Annotated in this window: 17 protein-coding genes and 1 pseudogene; 15 read left to right on the plus strand and 3 right to left on the minus strand. The window is 73.2% G+C overall.

Annotated elements, in window-relative coordinates; all coding sequences use genetic code 11:
* Positions 1-77 precede the first annotated feature (77 nt).
* The 4 genes from Ae150APs1_RS16620 to Ae150APs1_RS16630 all read left to right on the plus strand — a co-directional run bounded on the left by Ae150APs1_RS16620 (position 78) and on the right by Ae150APs1_RS16630 (position 3,539).
* Positions 78-1,187, plus strand: a complete 1,110-nt coding sequence (locus Ae150APs1_RS16620) for an LLM class flavin-dependent oxidoreductase (RefSeq protein ID WP_075298777.1) — start codon at positions 78-80, stop codon at positions 1,185-1,187.
* 47 nt (positions 1,188-1,234) lie between these two features.
* Positions 1,235-1,996 carry an SDR family oxidoreductase gene (locus tag Ae150APs1_RS16625; RefSeq protein WP_249266364.1) on the plus strand — a complete coding sequence of 254 codons (762 nt, stop codon included), beginning with the start codon at positions 1,235-1,237 and terminating at the stop codon, positions 1,994-1,996.
* A 91-nt stretch (positions 1,997-2,087) separates the two neighbouring features.
* The gene (locus Ae150APs1_RS33665; protein ID WP_249266366.1) at positions 2,088-2,255 is read left to right on the plus strand and encodes a hypothetical protein; all 168 of its coding nucleotides are present in this window, start codon (positions 2,088-2,090) and stop codon (positions 2,253-2,255) included.
* Between the two features lie 36 nt (positions 2,256-2,291).
* Positions 2,292-3,539 carry an AMP-binding protein gene (locus tag Ae150APs1_RS16630; RefSeq protein ID WP_249266367.1) on the plus strand — a complete coding sequence of 416 codons (1,248 nt, stop codon included), beginning with the start codon at positions 2,292-2,294 and terminating at the stop codon, positions 3,537-3,539.
* A 21-nt stretch (positions 3,540-3,560) separates the two neighbouring features.
* Here the strand turns inward: Ae150APs1_RS16630 and Ae150APs1_RS16635 are convergent, their stop codons facing one another.
* Positions 3,561-4,211 (minus strand): NAD(P)H-dependent oxidoreductase, encoded by a 651-nt coding sequence (locus Ae150APs1_RS16635; protein WP_075298783.1) that lies wholly within the window; start codon positions 4,209-4,211, stop codon positions 3,561-3,563.
* Between the two features lie 92 nt (positions 4,212-4,303).
* Between Ae150APs1_RS16635 and Ae150APs1_RS16640 the strand changes: the two genes are divergently transcribed.
* From Ae150APs1_RS16640 to Ae150APs1_RS16670, 7 genes are all read left to right on the plus strand, one after another.
* Entirely contained in the window at positions 4,304-4,786 is a 483-nt protein-coding gene (locus tag Ae150APs1_RS16640) for a MarR family winged helix-turn-helix transcriptional regulator (protein ID WP_249266368.1), read from the plus strand.
* 154 nt (positions 4,787-4,940) lie between these two features.
* Positions 4,941-5,558 carry a stage II sporulation protein M gene (locus Ae150APs1_RS16645; protein WP_060574415.1) on the plus strand — a complete coding sequence of 206 codons (618 nt, stop codon included), beginning with the start codon at positions 4,941-4,943 and terminating at the stop codon, positions 5,556-5,558.
* A gap of 53 nt (positions 5,559-5,611) precedes the next feature.
* Positions 5,612-6,040 carry a cupin domain-containing protein gene (locus tag Ae150APs1_RS16650; protein WP_075298789.1) on the plus strand — a complete coding sequence of 143 codons (429 nt, stop codon included), beginning with the start codon at positions 5,612-5,614 and terminating at the stop codon, positions 6,038-6,040.
* A 60-nt stretch (positions 6,041-6,100) separates the two neighbouring features.
* Entirely contained in the window at positions 6,101-6,508 is a 408-nt protein-coding gene (locus Ae150APs1_RS16655) for a YciI family protein (protein ID WP_075298792.1), read from the plus strand.
* An 8-nt stretch (positions 6,509-6,516) separates the two neighbouring features.
* Positions 6,517-7,656, plus strand: coding sequence for a DUF6596 domain-containing protein (locus tag Ae150APs1_RS16660; protein WP_075298795.1), 1,140 nt, complete (start codon positions 6,517-6,519; stop codon positions 7,654-7,656).
* A 39-nt stretch (positions 7,657-7,695) separates the two neighbouring features.
* Complete coding sequence (locus Ae150APs1_RS16665) at positions 7,696-8,532, plus strand: alpha/beta hydrolase (RefSeq protein WP_075298798.1); 837 nt, start codon at positions 7,696-7,698, stop codon at positions 8,530-8,532.
* A gap of 71 nt (positions 8,533-8,603) precedes the next feature.
* On the plus strand, positions 8,604-8,840 hold the full coding sequence (locus tag Ae150APs1_RS16670) for a hypothetical protein (protein ID WP_075298800.1): 237 nt from the start codon (positions 8,604-8,606) through the stop codon (positions 8,838-8,840).
* On the opposite strand, the gene Ae150APs1_RS16675 is transcribed toward Ae150APs1_RS16670, so the two are convergent.
* Entirely contained in the window at positions 8,795-11,674 is a 2,880-nt protein-coding gene (locus Ae150APs1_RS16675) for an FAD-binding and (Fe-S)-binding domain-containing protein (protein WP_212567218.1), read from the minus strand. The genes Ae150APs1_RS16670 and Ae150APs1_RS16675 overlap by 46 nt on opposite strands.
* A gap of 108 nt (positions 11,675-11,782) precedes the next feature.
* Here Ae150APs1_RS16675 and Ae150APs1_RS33670 point away from each other — a divergent pair, with 108 nt between their 5' ends.
* Positions 11,783-12,673, plus strand: coding sequence for a GntR family transcriptional regulator (locus Ae150APs1_RS33670; protein ID WP_083680174.1), 891 nt, complete (start codon positions 11,783-11,785; stop codon positions 12,671-12,673).
* A 49-nt stretch (positions 12,674-12,722) separates the two neighbouring features.
* Here Ae150APs1_RS33670 and Ae150APs1_RS34655 read toward each other — a convergent pair.
* Positions 12,723-12,980 (minus strand): annotated as a pseudogene (locus tag Ae150APs1_RS34655) (helix-turn-helix domain-containing protein); the annotation flags it as partial.
* 63 nt (positions 12,981-13,043) lie between these two features.
* Here Ae150APs1_RS34655 and Ae150APs1_RS16690 point away from each other — a divergent pair.
* The 3 genes from Ae150APs1_RS16690 (at position 13,044) to fmdA (ending at position 15,810) form a co-directional block, all read left to right on the plus strand.
* Positions 13,044-14,123: a substrate-binding domain-containing protein gene (locus Ae150APs1_RS16690; protein ID WP_075298808.1), complete on the plus strand. Its 1,080-nt coding sequence runs from the start codon at positions 13,044-13,046 to the stop codon at positions 14,121-14,123.
* A gap of 82 nt (positions 14,124-14,205) precedes the next feature.
* Entirely contained in the window at positions 14,206-14,493 is a 288-nt protein-coding gene (locus Ae150APs1_RS16695) for a zinc ribbon domain-containing protein (RefSeq protein WP_010230050.1), read from the plus strand.
* A gap of 63 nt (positions 14,494-14,556) precedes the next feature.
* Positions 14,557-15,810 carry a formamidase gene (gene fmdA / locus Ae150APs1_RS16700; RefSeq protein WP_010230048.1) on the plus strand — a complete coding sequence of 418 codons (1,254 nt, stop codon included), beginning with the start codon at positions 14,557-14,559 and terminating at the stop codon, positions 15,808-15,810.
* Positions 15,811-15,907 lie beyond the last annotated feature (97 nt).

Below are 15,907 nucleotides of genomic sequence, written 5' to 3' on the forward strand. Positions count from 1 at the left end.
GCCACACATAAAACGACTCTGCGTTTGGCAACGATGGGTGCCGGGCGCCGGACGACTGCGGCCAGGAGGTCCGACCGATGCGGTTCGGCTTGTTCACGATGCCCGAGCACCCCCCGAACGAGAACTGGACGCTGTCCTACGACCGGGACATCGACGACATCGTCCTGGCCGAGAAGCTCGGGTTCTCCGAGTACTGGATCGGTGAGCACCACACCGGCGGCTACGAGAACGTGCCGGTCCCCGAGTACATGATCGCCAAGGCGTCCGCCGTGACCAGCCGGATCCGCCTGGGCACCGGCGTGATCAACCTGCCGTACCAGGACCCGTTCCAGGTGGCCGAGCGGATGGCGTTCCTCGACCACCTCACCCACGGCCGCCTCGAGTACGGCTTCGGCGGCGGCGGGCTGCCCACCGACCAGGCCCTCTTCGGGCTGGAGCGCTCCGAGGCCGCCCCCCGCACCACCGAGGCCCTGGAGATCATCTGGCAGCTGCTCACCTCCGAGGACCCGGTTAGCTACGAGGGCGTCTACTGGAAGTACGAGAACCGGCAGCTGCGGGTCGGTCCGTACCAGGACGTCCCGCCGTTCGCGATCGCCGGCCTGACGGGGACGCACAACTACGCGCGCTGCGGTGCGAAGGGCTGGAAGGCCCTGTCGGTCTACTTCGCACCGACCGACAACCGCGGTTACACCGACGCGCCCGACCTGCTCGCCCACGGTGCGGCGCTCACCGGTGCGGCCGAGGAAGCCGGCCTCGACCCGGCCGTCGCGCGGCAGAACTGGCGGGTCAGCCGCGAGGTCTACGTGTCGGACAGCAAGAACCAGGCGATGAACGAGATCCGGGAGGGGGTCCGGCGCTCCTACGAGTACCTGCTGGGTCTCGGCCTCGGTGCGCTCATGAAGAAGGGCGAGGGAATGGACGACGCCGACCTCACCTTCGAGTGGATGGTCGAGGAGATCCCCTGGATCATCGGCAGCCCCGAGGACTGCACCCGTCAGATCAAGGAGGTCGAGGAGCAGACCGGCGGCTTCGGCACCTTCCTGATCAACACCCGGGACTGGGTGACCACGGACAAGTGGAACCGGTCGCTGGAGCTCTTCGCCCGCTACGTCACGCCGCAGTTCACCCCGCGGGAGAACCTCGCGCGCCGCGCGAAGCTCGCGGACGTCGCGCTCGGCAAGGCCTGACCCGTCCGGCACCGGACCCCCGACTTCCCATCGACATCGGAGTGAGCATGAACAGGTTCGACGGCAAGGTCGCCGTCGTCACCGGTGGTGTGCAGGGCATCGGCCGCGGCATCGCGCTGCGGCTGGCGTCCGAGGGCGCCGCCGTGGTGATCGGCGACCTGCAGGACGACGACACGACGGCCCGGGAGATCGTCGACGGCGGCGGGATGGCCGCCCACGTCGTGATGGACGTGCGGAAGCCCGGGGACTGGAAGCGCCTCGTCGACGAGGCGGTCGGCGGTTTCGGCGGCGTGCACGCCCTCGGGAACGTCGCGGGCGTCACCAACACCCTCGGCCCGGACAACGTGGTCGATCTCGACGAGGCCGGCTGGGACCACGTCGTCGACACCGACCTCAAGGGCGTCTGGCTCGGGATGCAGGCCGTGATCCCGCGGATGCTGGCGGACGGTGGCGGTGCCGTGCTCAACATCGCCTCGATGGCGGCGTTGAAGGGGCTGGAGAACCTCGCCGCCTACTCCGCGGCGAAGGGCGGGGTCGTGAGCCTCACCCAGCAGGTCGCGATGGAGTTCAGCCCGCGCGGGATCCGGGTGAACTGCATCTGCCCGGGCACGATCGACACCCCGATCCTCGCCGGCATCACCGACAGCATGCGGGAGAACTTCGTCTCTGCCCACCTCATCCCGCGTCTGGGCACGCCTGCGGACATCGCCGCCGCGGCCGCGTTCCTGCTGTCCGACGACGCGAGCTTCTGCACCGGCGAGGTCCTCCCGGTCGACGGCGGCTGGAACGCGAAGGGCAGCGCCGGCTGATCTCCGGTCCGGGGCCGCAGCGGACGTCCGCCGGCCCCGGACCGGCTCTGCGGTCCGAGGACCACCGACGACACGTGACGAGAGGACCCGCATGAGCACCGCCGCCGGGCCGCGTGCGGCCGACCGGGACGGACGCGGCTTCCCGCGCTACTGGGACCAGGAACGCGAGACCCGCGACCCCCGTGACCGGGACACGGTGGTCCTCGATCGGCTCCGGCACCAGCTGCACTACGCCTACGAGCAGCTGCCGTTCTACTGACGGCACTACGACGCCCACGGTTTCCACCCCGACGAGGTGCGCTCGCTCGAGGACTTCACCGCGAAGGTCCCGGTGATCACGAAGAAGATGCTGGTCGCCGACCAGGCCGAGCATCCGCCGTTCGGCAGCTACACCCGGGACTTCACCGGTGCGGACGGGTCGAGCGGGCTGGCCCGGATCCACGGCTCGTCGGGGACCTCGGGCACACCCACCCTGTACGCCGTCTCCCACGGCGACTGGGACCGTGCCGCCGACGTGCACGCCATGGCCCAGTGGTGTGCCGGCATCCGCCCGGACGACATCGCCCAGGTCGGGTTCCCGTTCGGCCTGTTCTTCGGTGGCTGGGGTGTCCTGCAGGGCCTCGAACGGATCGGCGCGACGGTCTTCCCGCTCGGCGTCACCGACTCCGAGCGGCACCTCGAACTGATCACCCGGCTCGGCTCGACGGTCTTCACCGCCACGCCCTCCTACTGCATCCATCTGCTCTCGGTGGCCGAGCGGATGGGCATCGACCTCGCGTCGGGCTCCGTCCGCACCCTGCTGGTGGGCGGCGAGCCCGGGGGCTCCCTGCCCGGGACACGCCGGATCATCGAGCAGGGCTGGGGCGCCACCGTGGTCGACGCGGGCTCCACGTCGGAGATGTATCCCTTCCAGACCAGCGTCGGGTGCACCGCAGGCACGGGCACCCACCTGATCTCCGACGAGGTTCACGTCGAGGTGGTCGGGACGGACGACCCGCACACGGCGCTGCCGGTCGGGGACCGGGGCGCGGTCGTCTACACCCACCTCTGGCGCGAGTCCCAGCCCATGATCCGCTTCGCGCCGGGCGACGAGACCTACCTGGACGACGGCCCGTGCCCGTGCGGACGCACCTACCCGCGCATGCCGGAGGGCGTCCTCGGGCGGCTCGACGACATGCTCGTCGTCCGCGGGGCCAACATCTTCCCCTCGGCCGTCGAGACCGCGCTGCGCACGGTGGACGAGCTCGGCCCCGAGTTCCAGATCCGGGTGACCCGGCCCGATGCGCTCGACGAGATCAGCGTCCACACCGAGCTCTCGCACCACACCGCGGCGGCCCTCACCGCCCTGCCAGCGGCGGACGCCGCCGCGGCGCGGGACGCGCTGGCCCGGCGGGTGGAGAACGCCCTGCGGCTCGCGGTGAACATCAGGGTGCCGGTGCGGCTGCTGGAACCCGGTGCCCTGCCCGAGACGACCTTCAAGGCCCGGCGCGTGGTCGACGAGCGCGAGCGGCACGTCCCCGTCCCCTCGGGGGCTACCTCCTGAGGGTCGCCGCCGGGCCCCGGCTCACGCCACCGCGACCGCACCCGCGCACCGCGCTCCCGCGGCCTGCGCCTCGGCGCGGGCCCGGTCGCGGTTCTCCGCGGCGAGCGGGCGCAGCTCGCTCATCGCCGGCACGACGTCGGCGAGGGTCAGCTCGGCCTCGATCACGCTGACGTCACCGCCCCAGACGTCGCCGAACATGCGGACGAGCCATCCGGTGCCGTGGTCCCATCCCTCGCGCGGGGTGCCCGGGCCGTAGCCGCCGCCCCGGGAGACGACGAGGACGACGGGCTTCCCGGCCAGCGGCGTCGCGCCGGGGGCGAAGCGGGCGTCGGTGACGATCGTGTCCACCCAGGTCTTGAGGTGGGCGGCGACGTTGAAGTTGTACAGCGGCGGCCCGATCACCAGGGCGTCCGCGGCGACCGCCTCGTCGGCGAGCCGCGCCGTCTCCCGGACCGCCGCCTGCTGTTCGGGGGTCCGATCGGAGTCGGCCACGGCGCCGGCGACGACCCCCGTGTTCCAGAGATCGATGGGCACCGGCTGCACGCCCAGGTCGCGGCGGACGACCGTGGCCTCCGGCCGCGCCTCGCGGTAGGCGCGCTCGACGACGTCGGTGATCTCGCGGCTCACCGAGTTCTCGGTACGGATGCTCGAGTCGAGTCGGAGCAGGGACATGGCGACCTCCGGTGGTGATCTCTCGTGAAGATGTTCTGTCAAACAGAGTATCTGCACGACAGAACGCATTGGCAAGCGCGTATCCTGTGACCGTGTCCACTTCGCAGATCCCGGCTCCGCAGGGCGTGGAGTGCGACCTGGCCTGGGCACTGGGACGGGTGGCCCGCGACCACGCCACGGCGGTGCAGTGCGTGATCGGGGACCTCCCCGGCGGGCAGCGTGGCTTCCAGGTGCTCGCCACGGCGGCCGGCGACGGTCCGTCCACCCAACTCGCGCTCGCCCGCAAGCTCGGCGTCGACCGCACGGTGATGACCTACCTGCTCGACGAGATCCAGGAGGCCGGCCTCGTCGAGCGCCGTCCCGACCCGGCCGACCGCCGCGCACGACGCGTCGTGCTCACCGACGCCGGGCGGGCCCGCCTGTGCGACACCGAGGCCGCGCTGCGGGAGGCGGAGGCGCGGATCCTCGCGCCGCTCTCCGGCGAGGAGCAGTCCGTGCTGCGCACGCTGCTGCGCCGGGTCGCCACCGCCGACGTCGGCTCGCCCGACGAGGGTTCCTCCGCCGCCGGTTCGTGACCGGGCGCCGGATGCCGTGACGTCCGTCCCGGCCCACTCCTCCTTCGGTCGGCAGGTCCCGGCCGCTCGACCGATCCGGTCAGCCGGACGGCGTCCCTACCGTCGCCACCGGATCCGGGCAGGGCACCCAGCCGGCCCGGGAAGGGGTGACCACATGAGACTCGTCCGCCCGGCGTTCACGCTCGTCCGCGACAACCTGCGCGCCTACCTCGTCCTGAACGCCCTCATGTACGGGCTGTGCCTCGTCGGGATGGCGACGGCGCTGGTCCTCCCCGAGCTGACCGCCGCCCGGACGGCAGCGCTGGACGGAGACGGGACGACCGATCTGGTCGTGTCCCTCCTCGGCAACGTCTGGCTGTTCAGCCTCACGATCTTCGCGGTGAACACCGTGACCGTCGGCCTGGCGATGATCCTGCTGCCGTCGCTGGTCGTGCCGTTCGCCGGGATCGCCCTCGCCGGGTACAAGGCGTTCGAGTTCGGGGTCGCCCTCGCGCCGGTGGACGAGACCGTGGCGACGATGCTGATCCCGCACTCGCTGACGATGCTGATCGAGTTCCAGGCCTACGTCGTGGTCATGTTCGCCGCCTACCTGATCGGGCGCGCCTGGCTGCGCCCGCAGGCCGTCGGCGCGGAGAGCCGACGTCAGGGGTACGTCGCCGGGCTGCGGCAGGCCGGCCGGCTCGCCGTCCCCGCGCTGGTGCTGTTCGTCGTCGGCGCGGTGTACGAGGCCTTCGAGATCATCTACCTGATCCCGCCGCTGCTCGCGGGCTGAGCCCGGCGGTTCGGCTCGTCCCGGCCGGTCCGCACGTCGTACCGTCCGGAGCCATGCAGATCACCCGTAGTGGTCCCGACACCCGCAAGGGCCCGGCCGACGCGTTCACCGGTGACGTCTACATCGACCCCGTCGCGGAGCCCGCCGGGACCTCGACGTTCGCCGCCGCGCTCGTGCACTTCACCCCCGGCGCGCGGACCGCCTGGCACACCCACCCGCACGGACAGACGATCTACGTCACCGAGGGGGTCGGGCTGTGCCAGCGCGAGGGCGGACCGGTCGAGGTCGTCCGTGCCGGGGACCGGGTGTTCTTCGAGCCGGGGGAGAACCACTGGCACGGCGCGGCACCGAACCGGTTCATGGTCCACGTCGCGATGCAGCAGAACGACGAGACGGGTACTCCCGTCACGTGGGGCCGTCAGGTCACCGACGACGAGTACGCGGCGGAGAGAAATTCCGCCGGCGGTGTCGAGAACGGCTGACCGGCTCCGTCCCCGTGGTGCGAGCGGCCAGGATGGGCCGCACACACCGAGGAGACGACGATGGCCAAGTACCTGCTGCTCAAGCACTACCGCGGAGCTCCGGCGGCGGTGAACGACGTGCCGATGGACCGGTGGACGCCGGAGGAGGTCTCGGCGCACATCCGCTACATGAACGACTTCGCGGCCCGGCTCGAGGGGACCGGGGAGTTCGTCGACGGCCAGGCGCTCGCCCCCGAGGGGACCTTCGTCCGGTACGACGGCGAGGGGCGCCCGCCGGTCATCGACGGCCCCTTCGCCGAGACGAAGGACCTCGTCGCCGGCTGGATGGTCATCGACGTGGACAGCTACGACCGCGCCGGCGAGCTGGCCGGCGAGCTGTCGGCGGCCCCCGGCGCCGGCGGGAAGCCGATCCACGAGTGGCTCGAGCTGCGCCCGTTCCTGACCGCGCCGCCGACCATCACCGAGTGACGTCACCGGTGGACGAGGCACTGCTGCGCAGCCTCGCACCGAGCGTGCTCGGGATCCTCGCCCGCCGCGGAGCCGACTTCGCGGCGGGCGAGGACGCAGTGCAGGACGCGCTGCTCGAGGCGTGGCGGGTGTGGCCGGACGATCCGCCCCGCGACCCGAAGGGCTGGCTGGTCACCGTGGCGTGGCGCCGGTTCCTCGACGCGACCCGCGCGGACGTGGCCCGCCGGCGGCGCGAGGACGTCGCCGACACCGAGCCGGAACCCGGGCCCGCACCGGACACCGACGACACGCTGCAGCTCTACTTCCTGTGCGCGCACCCGTCGCTGACCGCGTCGTCGGCGGTCGCGCTGACGCTGCGGGCCGTCGGCGGGCTGACGACCCGGCAGATCGCGCAGGCGTACCTCGTGCCCGAGGCGACGATGGCCCAGCGGATCAGCCGCGCCAAACGCACCGTCTCGGGCATGCGGTTCGACCGCCCCGGCGACGTCGCGACCGTGCTGCGGGTGCTCTACCTGGTCTTCAACGAGGGCTACTCCGGCGACGTCGACCTGGCCGCCGAGGCGATCCGGCTCACCCGGCGGCTCGCGGCCGCGATCGACCATCCCGAGGTGGCGGGGCTCCTCGCCCTCATGCTGCTGCACCACGCCCGCCGCGCCGCCCGGACCGCACCGGACGGCAGCCTGGTCCCGCTCGCCGAGCAGGACCGACGCCGGTGGGACACGGACGCGATCGCCGAGGGCGTCGCGATCCTGCAGGCCGCGCTGGCCCGCGACCGGCTGGGCGAGTTCCAGGCGCAGGCGGCCGTCGCGGCGCTGCACGCCGACGCGCGCACCGCCGGGGAGACCGACTGGGTGCAGATCGTCGAGTGGTACGACGAGCTGGCGAAACTGACCGACAGCCCGGTCGTCCGGCTCAACCGCGCCGTGGCCGTGGGGGAGGCGGACGGCCCGTCCGCCGGGCTGGCGGCGCTCGCCGAGGTGGACGGGTCGGTGCCCCGGCACGCCGCGGTGGCCGCGTACCTGCACGAGCGGGCCGGGGACACCGCGACGGCGGCGCGGCTGTACGCGGAGGCCGCGCGGGCGGCGTCCAACGTGGCCGAGCGGGACCACCTGACCCGCCGGGCCGCCCGGCTCAACACCGGCGGTTGACCGGCCGCCGGGCCGCGCGGGATGTGCTCTGCTGGACCCATGCCGCGCACCCGGACCGACGACGGCGTCGCCCTGCACTGGGACTCCCACGGCGCGGGCGAGCCGCTGCTCCTGATCCACGAGTTCGGCGGTGACCAGCGCTCCTGGCGCCCCCAGGTCGCGCACTTCGCCCGCAGCCACCGGGTGATCACCTACGCGGCCCGCGGCTACCCGCCGTCGGAGGTGCCGGAGGACCCGGCCGCCTACTCGCAGGAGCGTGCGGTCGCCGACGCGCTCGCGGTCCTCGACGCGGCGGGCGCCGACACCGCGCACGTGATCGGCAACTCGATGGGCGGGTTCTGCGCGCTGCACCTCGGCCTGACCGCGCCGGGGCGGTGCCGATCGCTCGTCGTCGCGGGGTGCGGGTACGGCGCCCACCCGGATCACGACGCGGCGTTCCGGGCGGAGTCGCGGGCGCTGGCCGACCGCTACGACGCCGAGGGGGCGGCGGCCGTCGCGGCGTCCTACGGCGCGTCACCCGGCCGGATGTTCCTGGCGGAGAAGGACCCGCGGACCTACGCTGAGCACCTGACCGTCCTCGCCGAGCACGATCCGGTGGGTGCGGCGTCGACGATGCGCGGGGTGCAGGCCGCCCGGCCCTCGCTCTACGACCTGCGCGGGCCGCTTGCCGCGATGGGCGTCCCGACGCTGCTGGTCGCCGGGGACGGCGACGACGGCATCCTCGACGCGAACCTCATGCTGCGCCGGACGCTCCCCGCCGCGGACCTCGCGGTGCTGCCCCGTTCCGGGCACCTCACGAACCTCGAGGAGCCCTACCTGTTCGCGCTGCTCGTCGAACGCTTCCACGCCCGGGTCCGCGCCGCCGGACGGCCCTGACCGGCCCTGGCCGAGACCTCCCCGGACAGGCATCCTCGGGGGACGGGGCCCGACGACCGGAGGAGCGCCGCATGGCAGCGGAGGGAACCACCGACGACCCGGACGACGAGCGCGCCCGGTCCGAGGCCGAGCTCGGCGCCGCCGTCGAGGACGCGCTCGAACCCGAGCTGAAGCGGCGACGGGCGCTGTTCGTGCAGCGGTACCTCGGTCTCGACCGCGGGGAGGGCGTCGGCCGCGCCGAGGCCCACTGGGACGACCGTCCCTACCGGGACCTCGGGGCCGACCCGCCGGACGGGTCCACCGGCTGAGCGCTCCCGCCGACCTGCCTCGCGAGCACCTCCAGCACGTGCTCGTAGGGCCGGCCGGTGGCCCGCGTCATCCCCAGCTCGCAGGTCCGGTTGCAGGACACGTGCGCGGCCGCGTCGCGCTCGCGGACCTCGGCCGCCTCGCCCGCGGTCGCCGCCGCCGTCAGCTCCGGGTGCAGCATGCCCCGGTCACCGGCGAACGCGCAGCACCCCCAGGAGTCCGGGACGTGCACGTCGTCGGCCACCTCGGCCGCCAGCGTCAGCAGCGCGGGATCGAGCTGCAGCCGGGCAGACGAGCAGGTCGGGTGCACCGACACCGACGCCACCCTCGGGTGCTCCCCGAGCCGGGGCAGCACCTCGTCGACGACGAACCGCATCGCGTCGACCACCCGGACGCCGGCGTCGGCGAGCATCGTGTGGAACCCCTCGGTGCACGACGACGCGTCGCCGACCACCGGCAGCTCCCCGCCGCGGGTGGCGGCCAGCACGGCGGGGACGACCCGCTCCCGCATCGCCGCGTAGCCGTCGGGCAGCCCCTTCGACGACCAGGGCGTCCCGCAGCACAACGCGTCGATCCCGGGCGGCACCAGCAGCGTGATCCCGGCCGCCGCGCACAGTGCCTCGACGCTCGCCTGCACCCCGGGTCCGTCCCCGGCCGGGCCGAACAGGGTGTTCACGCAGGCCGGCAGGTACACCGCGGCGGGCGCCGGGCGTCGCCGCCGCGGGCCGCCGCCGGGCAGCTCGCCGGACCACAGCGGGACCCGGTCGGTCCCGGCCACGGCGCGGTTGGCCGCGGTCACCCCGGCCCGGACCGGGGCAGGGGCCTTCGCCAGCGTGGTCAGCGCGGCCGAGCCGCCCCGGGTGGCCGTCGACCAGTGTTTCGCCGCCGTCGTCCAGGCGGCGGTGTCGACCCGGGACCGGTCGTCGCGGCGGAGCTTCTTGACCAGGTCACCGGTGTTGATCAGGACTGGGCACGCGGTCTGGCACATGCCGTCGACGGCGCAGGTCTGCACCGACTCGTAGTCCTGTTCGGCCTCCAGCCGCCCGGCGAGCGCGGTGTCACCGGCCAGCTCGGCCTCGCGGATCGCGCGCCGGGCGGCAATCCGCCGCCGTGGCGTGAGCGTCAGGTCGCGGCTCGGGCAGACCGGCTCGCAGAACCCGCAGGAGGTGCACCGGTCGACCTCGGCGTCGACCACCGGGGACAGCTTGATGTGCTTGAGGTGCAGGTCCGGGTCGTCGCTGAGCACCACGCCCGGGTTGAGCACGCCGTGCGGGTCGAAGAGGCGCTTGATCTCCCGCATGACGTCGTAGAGCTCGTCGCCGTACTGGCGGCGCACGTACGGCGCCATGACCCGCCCGGTGCCGTGCTCGGCCTTGAGCGAGCCGCCGTGACCGAGGACGAGATCGACCATCTCCTCGGTGAAGTCGCGGTAGCGGCCCAGCTGCTCGTCGGTCTCGAACCGGTCGGTCAGCATGAAGTGGATGTTGCCGTCCTTCGCGTGCCCGAACACGACGCTGTCGCGGTAGGCGTAGCGGTCGAACAGCACCGCCAGGTCGCGGCAGGTGCCGGCCAGCGCCGGAACCGGGACGACGACGTCCTCCAGGAGGGCGGTGCTGCCCTGCGGCCGCGCCCCGGCCACCGACGAGTAGAGCCCCTTGCGCAGCTTCCACAGCGGGCCGCGGACGGCGGGATCGGTGCTCAGCTCGACCGGTTCGGCGGTCGGCAGCCCGGCCAGGGTCCGTCCGGCCGCGGCGACCCGCTCGGCGAGCTCGTCGTCGGCCAGCTCCTGGTACTCGACGAGCAGTGCGGCCTGCTCGCGGACCGCGATCCGGGCCACCTCGGGCGGGCAGTCGGCGAACGACTGGCCGACCCACAGCGAGGTCGCGTCCATCAGCTCCAGCGTCGCCGCCCCGGTCGCGACCAGCTCCGGGAGTGCGGCGTTGGCGGCGAACAGGTCGTCGAACACCAGCAGCGCCGACGAGATCCGGGTGCGCAGCGGGACCGTGCGGAAGGTCGCCGAGGCGACGAAGGCCAGCGTCCCCTCGCTGCCGACCAGCAGGTGGGCGAGGATCTCGGCCGGTCCGGCGTGGTCGACGAGCGCGTTGAGCCCGTAGCCCATGGTGTTCTTCATGGCGAACTGCCTGCCGATCGTCGCGACCGACGACGGGTTCGCCAGCACCCGGTCCCGGAGCACGAGCAGTCCTTTGTGGAGGTCCGGTTCGAGGGCGCGGAGGCGCTCGTCGGCGTCCGGCCCGGAGGTGTCGACGACCGTGCCCGACGGCAGGACGGCGACCACCGACTCCAGCGTCCGGTAGCTGTTCTCGACGGTGCCGCAGGCCATCCCGCTGGCGTTGTTGGCCAGCACCCCGCCCACGGTGCAGGCCGCCTCGCTCGCCGGGTCCGGCCCGAACCGCCGGCCGTGGCGGGCGAGCCGGGCGTTGAGCTGCCGGACGGTGACGCCCGGCTGCACCCGGACCCGCAGCCCGTCGTCGAGGATCTCCACGTCGCGGAAGTGCCGCCGGGTGTCGACCAGCAGCTGGTCGGTGACGCCCTGCCCGGAGAGGCTGGTCCCGCCCGAGCGGAACGTGAGCGGGACGCCGTGCCGGTGGGCGAGTGCGAGCAGCCTGCCGACCTCGGCCCCGCCGCGCGGCGCGACGACCGCGGTCGGCAGCAGGTGGAAGTGCGACGCGTCGTGCGCGCCCACGTGCCGGGCCAGCTCGCCGTCGCGCACCTGGCCGGGATCGGCCACGCACCCGTGCAGCTCGGCCAGCAGCCGGGCCCGCGGGTCGTCGGTGACGGTCGCGGGCTGCGGCTCGGAGCTGTTGCGTGACGCCACCGGGATCCTCCTGTCGAGCGCGGTCCGTCGGATTGTTCAGCAGAATTACTCGTAGGGCAAAGCCTCCGGCTCGACGACGGATGGTTAGGGTCTCCTCATGGAGTCGTCGTGGTAGCCCGCGTGACCGTGACGTCGGTCGTCGACGCGATCGCCGACGACCTGCGCGGCAGCGTGCTGACCGGCGAGCTGGCCCCCGGGACGTCGCTCACCGAGGCCGAGGTCGCCGGCCGCTACGAGGTCGCCCGCGCGACGGCGAAGGCGGCCATCGAGCGCCTGGTCGCGGAGTCGGTGCTGGAACGCAGCACCCACAAGATCGCGCGCGTGGTCCGGCTCGGCCCGGACGACGTGCGCGACATCTACCTCTCCCGGGCCATCCTCGAGGCCGAGGTGCTGCGGCGGCTGGCCCGTACCGGGACACCGGTGCCCGAGGAGGCGCGCTCGGCGAACGCGGAGATCCGGCGCCGGTGGGACGCCGCCGGCTTCGACGTCGTCGAGCCGGACATGCGGTTCCACACCGCACTCGTCGACGCCGCGGGAAACGCCCGGACCAGCCGGATGTACCGCTCGCTGACGTCCGAGGTGACCCTGTGCATGGCCCAGGTGCAGGGCCGCGAGCTGCTCAGCCCGGAGATCATCATCGCCGAGCACGAGCGGATCCTCGACCTGGTCGGGGCGGGGGAGGGGGACGCCGCAGCGGCGCTGCTGGACGAGCACCTGGCGCGGGCCAGGGAGCTCCTCGCCGGTGCGCTCGGCGGGACCCCCGGCCCCGAGGCGGCGCGGCCCGGCCTGGTGTCCCCGGGGTGCTGGCGCCGGCACGGGCCAGCCCGCGGTTCGGGCCAGCCCGCGGTTCGGGTCAGCCCGCGGTGCGGGATGCCGCCGGGTCGCTCCGGGCCCCCGTGGCGAGCCGGCGCAGCACGGCGTCGAGCACCGCGGCGTCGTCACCCAGGAGCTCGGCGAGCTGCGCCCCCACCTCGTCGACGGCCGCGTCCCACCGGGTGAGCGCCTCCCGGCCCCGGGCCGAGGCGAAGATCAGCACCCGCCGCCGGTCCAGGTCGTCGGGGCGGCGCAGGACCAGGTTCGCCGCGACCATCCGGTCGACGAGCTTCGAGCACTTCGGTGCGAGCAGCAGCGCGTGCTCGGCGACGACGTTCATCGGGCAGCCGCCCCGGGCCACGAGCAGCGAGAGCACCCGCCAGCGGTCGATGTCGGCTCCCACGGCACGCAGTGCCTCCTCCATCCGATGGGAGGCCTCCCGCTCCGCCATCGAGAGGAGTCGAAGCGTCTCCGCTGGATCCGGGTGCGACATCGACAGCGACTATCCCTCCGAACGGAGCAGTTCTCGCAGGTGGAACGGTCTTAGCGTAGCGGGATGGGGGCACCGCGTCTCTCGCTACCGCCTGAGCGCCGGCGGGACGCGATCACGATGGCTCTCGTCGTCCCGCTCCAGGGACCGGCGGGAATCTTCGGTCCGTCCTGCGAGAGTTGCGGGACGCTGGCGGCCGAGGAGATCAACGCGTCGGGGGGTGTGCTGGGCCGTGAGCTGCGGCTCCTCCCGGTCGACGGCGGCGCGGCACCGGCCGACGTCGCGCGCGAGGTCGACGCGCTGATCCGGGCCGGCTCCGTCGACGCGGTGACCGGCTGGCACATCTCGGCGGTGCGCGAGGCCGTCGCGCCGGCGATCGACGGCCGCGTCCCGTACGCCTACACCGCGCTCTACGAGGGCGGCGAGCGCCGCCCCGGTGTCTTCCTCACGGGCGAGACCCCGGACCTGCAGCTCGGCCCGACGCTGGACTGGTTCGCGGGGACGGTCGGGGTCCGCCGGTGGACCATCGTCGGTGACGACTACGTGTGGCCGCGCCGGTCCGCCGACGAGGCCCGCCGCTACCTCCGCCGGATCGGCGGGACGGTGTGCGACGAGATGTACGTGCCGCTCGGCACGACCCGGTTCGACACCGTGCTGCGGCGGGTCGACCGGAGCGGTTGCGAGGCGGTGCTGATGCTGCTGATCGGCAACGACGCGGTCGAGTTCAACCGGGCGTTCGCCGCGGCCGGGATGGACCGGGACATCCTGCGGTTCAGCTCGCTGATCGACGAGAACGTGCTGCTCGCCTCCGGCGCGGACAACACCAGGGGCCTGATGACGTCCGCGGGGTACTTCGAGGACCTGGCGACGGCCTCCGGGCTGGACTTCGCCGCCGCCCACGCGCGCCGCTTCGGTCCGGAGGCGCCGGTCCTGAACAGCCTCGGCGAGTCCTGCTACGAGGGCGTGCTGCTGCTGACGTCGCTGATGCGCCGGGCCGGCTCCGCCGACGTCGGGCCGATGACCGCGGTGTCCGACGGGCTGTCCTACGAGAGCCCGCGGGGCACCGTCGAGGTCCGTGACCGGCACCTGCAGCAACGCGTGTTCCTCGCTGCCGCGGACGGTCTGACCTGGGACGTCATTCAGTAATTGTGACGGTTGACACGTCTTCGCCGCCGACTCTATGTTTCCCAGGAAACTATTTCCTCGATCATCGGCGGGGTGACGGGCAGTGGCGACCTACACCTACCGCTGCGCGGACGACGGACCGGTCGACGTCCGCAGGCCCATCGGCACGGCGCCGGAGACCGTCGCCTGCCCGGCCTGCGGGCAGCCGTGCCCGCGCGTGGTCACCGCGCCGATGCTGGGGCTCGCCGACCGCGCCCGGACGTCGGTGATCGACCGCGCGGAGCGGTCGCGGACCGAGCCGGACGTCGTCACCTCGCTCCCGGGCCGGGGCACCCGGGTGCGGCCGTCGGCGGTGCCGGACCCGCGTACCCGGGGTCTCCCGCGTCCCTGATCCCGCCTGGAACGGCCCCTTCCAGGCGCGACCACCCGTCATCCGATGAGAGGTGCAGTCGTCATGCCCGAGGTCGTGTTCCCGCTCGACTCCCGCAAGAAGTTCACCGACCAGCAGATCGTCGGCCACAACCGCTGGCACCCGGACGTGCCGGCCCAGGTCCGCGTCCGTCCCGGCGACAGCTTCCGGGTCGACTGCCGCGAGTGGTTCGACGGAGCCATCCACAACGACGACTCCGCCGACGACATCCTGAACGCGCCGCTCGCGAGCGTGCACGTGCTCTCCGGCCCGATCCACGTCGAGGGCGTGCAGCCGGGCGACCTGCTGATCGTGGACATCCTCGACGTCGGCCCGATCCCGCAGGAGGACTCCGGCCCGCTGGCAGGCCAGGGCTGGGGCTACACCGGCGTGTTCGCCACCCGCAACGGCGGCGGCTTCCTGACCGAGCAGTTCCCCGACGCCTACAAGGTCATCTGGGACTTCCAGGGCGGCGTCGCCACCTCGCGGCACGTCCCGCAGGTGTCCTTCACCGGGATCGTGCACCCCGGCCTGATGGGCACCGCGCCGTCACGCGAGCTGCTCGGCACCTGGAACGCCCGCGAGCAGGCGCTGATCGACACCGACCCGCAGCGGGTGCCGCCGCTCGCGCTGCCACCGAACCCGGACTCGGCGATCCTCGGCAGCCTGTCCGGCGCCGACCTCGACCGGGCCGCGGCCGAGGCCGCACGCACCGCGCCGCCCCGGGAGAACGGCGGCAACCAGGACATCAAGAACCTCACGAAGGGCAGCCGGGTCTTCTACCCGGTCTTCGTCGACGGGGCGAAGCTCTCGATGGGCGACCTGCACTTCTCCCAGGGCGACGGCGAGATCACCTTCTGCGGGGCGATCGAGATGGGCGGGTTCATGGACCTGCACGTCGACGTCATCAAGGGTGGGATGGACAAGTACGGCGTCTCCGAGAACGCGATCTTCATGCCCGGCCGGACCGACCCGCAGTACAGCGAGTGGCTGGCGTTCTCCGGCACCTCGGTCACCCTCGGCGGCGAGCAGCGCTACCTGGACTCGCACCTGTCGTACCAGCGGGCCTGCCTGCACGCGATCGACTACCTGCAGCAGTTCGGCTACTCGGACATCCAGGCCTACATGATCCTGGGGGCGGCACCGATCGAGGGCAGGCTGTCCGGCGTCGTGGACATCCCGAACTCGTGCTCGACGGTCTACATCCCGACCGAGATCTTCGGCTTCGACGTCCGGCCGGGCAAGGACGGTCCGACCCGCATCGACCCGGGTCAGGGCGTCCCGGTCTCGCGCGCCTGACCACGGACCGCACCCGGGCTCCGGCCGGGTGCACCGCCCGGTGCCGGAGCCCGACCGCCCCCGATCCGGCCCGGCACCGGGCACCCCTACTTCTCCG

It is taken from the genome of Pseudonocardia sp. Ae150A_Ps1 (assembly GCF_001932315.1).
Lineage (GTDB): Bacteria > Actinomycetota > Actinomycetes > Mycobacteriales > Pseudonocardiaceae > Pseudonocardia.

Coding starts and splice junctions, on each gene's coding strand:
- Ae150APs1_RS16620 (WP_075298777.1), top strand. CDS start 78: ATGCGGTTCGGCTTGTTCACGATGCCCGAGCACCCCCCGAACGAGAAC.
- Ae150APs1_RS16625 (WP_249266364.1), top strand. CDS start 1,235: ATGAACAGGTTCGACGGCAAGGTCGCCGTCGTCACCGGTGGTGTGCAG.
- Ae150APs1_RS33665 (WP_249266366.1), top strand. CDS start 2,088: ATGAGCACCGCCGCCGGGCCGCGTGCGGCCGACCGGGACGGACGCGGC.
- Ae150APs1_RS16635 (WP_075298783.1), bottom strand. CDS start 4,211: ATGTCCCTGCTCCGACTCGACTCGAGCATCCGTACCGAGAACTCGGTG.
- Ae150APs1_RS16645 (WP_060574415.1), top strand. CDS start 4,941: ATGAGACTCGTCCGCCCGGCGTTCACGCTCGTCCGCGACAACCTGCGC.
- Ae150APs1_RS16650 (WP_075298789.1), top strand. CDS start 5,612: ATGCAGATCACCCGTAGTGGTCCCGACACCCGCAAGGGCCCGGCCGAC.
- Ae150APs1_RS16655 (WP_075298792.1), top strand. CDS start 6,101: ATGGCCAAGTACCTGCTGCTCAAGCACTACCGCGGAGCTCCGGCGGCG.
- Ae150APs1_RS16665 (WP_075298798.1), top strand. CDS start 7,696: ATGCCGCGCACCCGGACCGACGACGGCGTCGCCCTGCACTGGGACTCC.
- Ae150APs1_RS16670 (WP_075298800.1), top strand. CDS start 8,604: ATGGCAGCGGAGGGAACCACCGACGACCCGGACGACGAGCGCGCCCGG.
- Ae150APs1_RS16690 (WP_075298808.1), top strand. CDS start 13,044: ATGGGGGCACCGCGTCTCTCGCTACCGCCTGAGCGCCGGCGGGACGCG.
- fmdA (WP_010230048.1), top strand. CDS start 14,557: ATGCCCGAGGTCGTGTTCCCGCTCGACTCCCGCAAGAAGTTCACCGAC.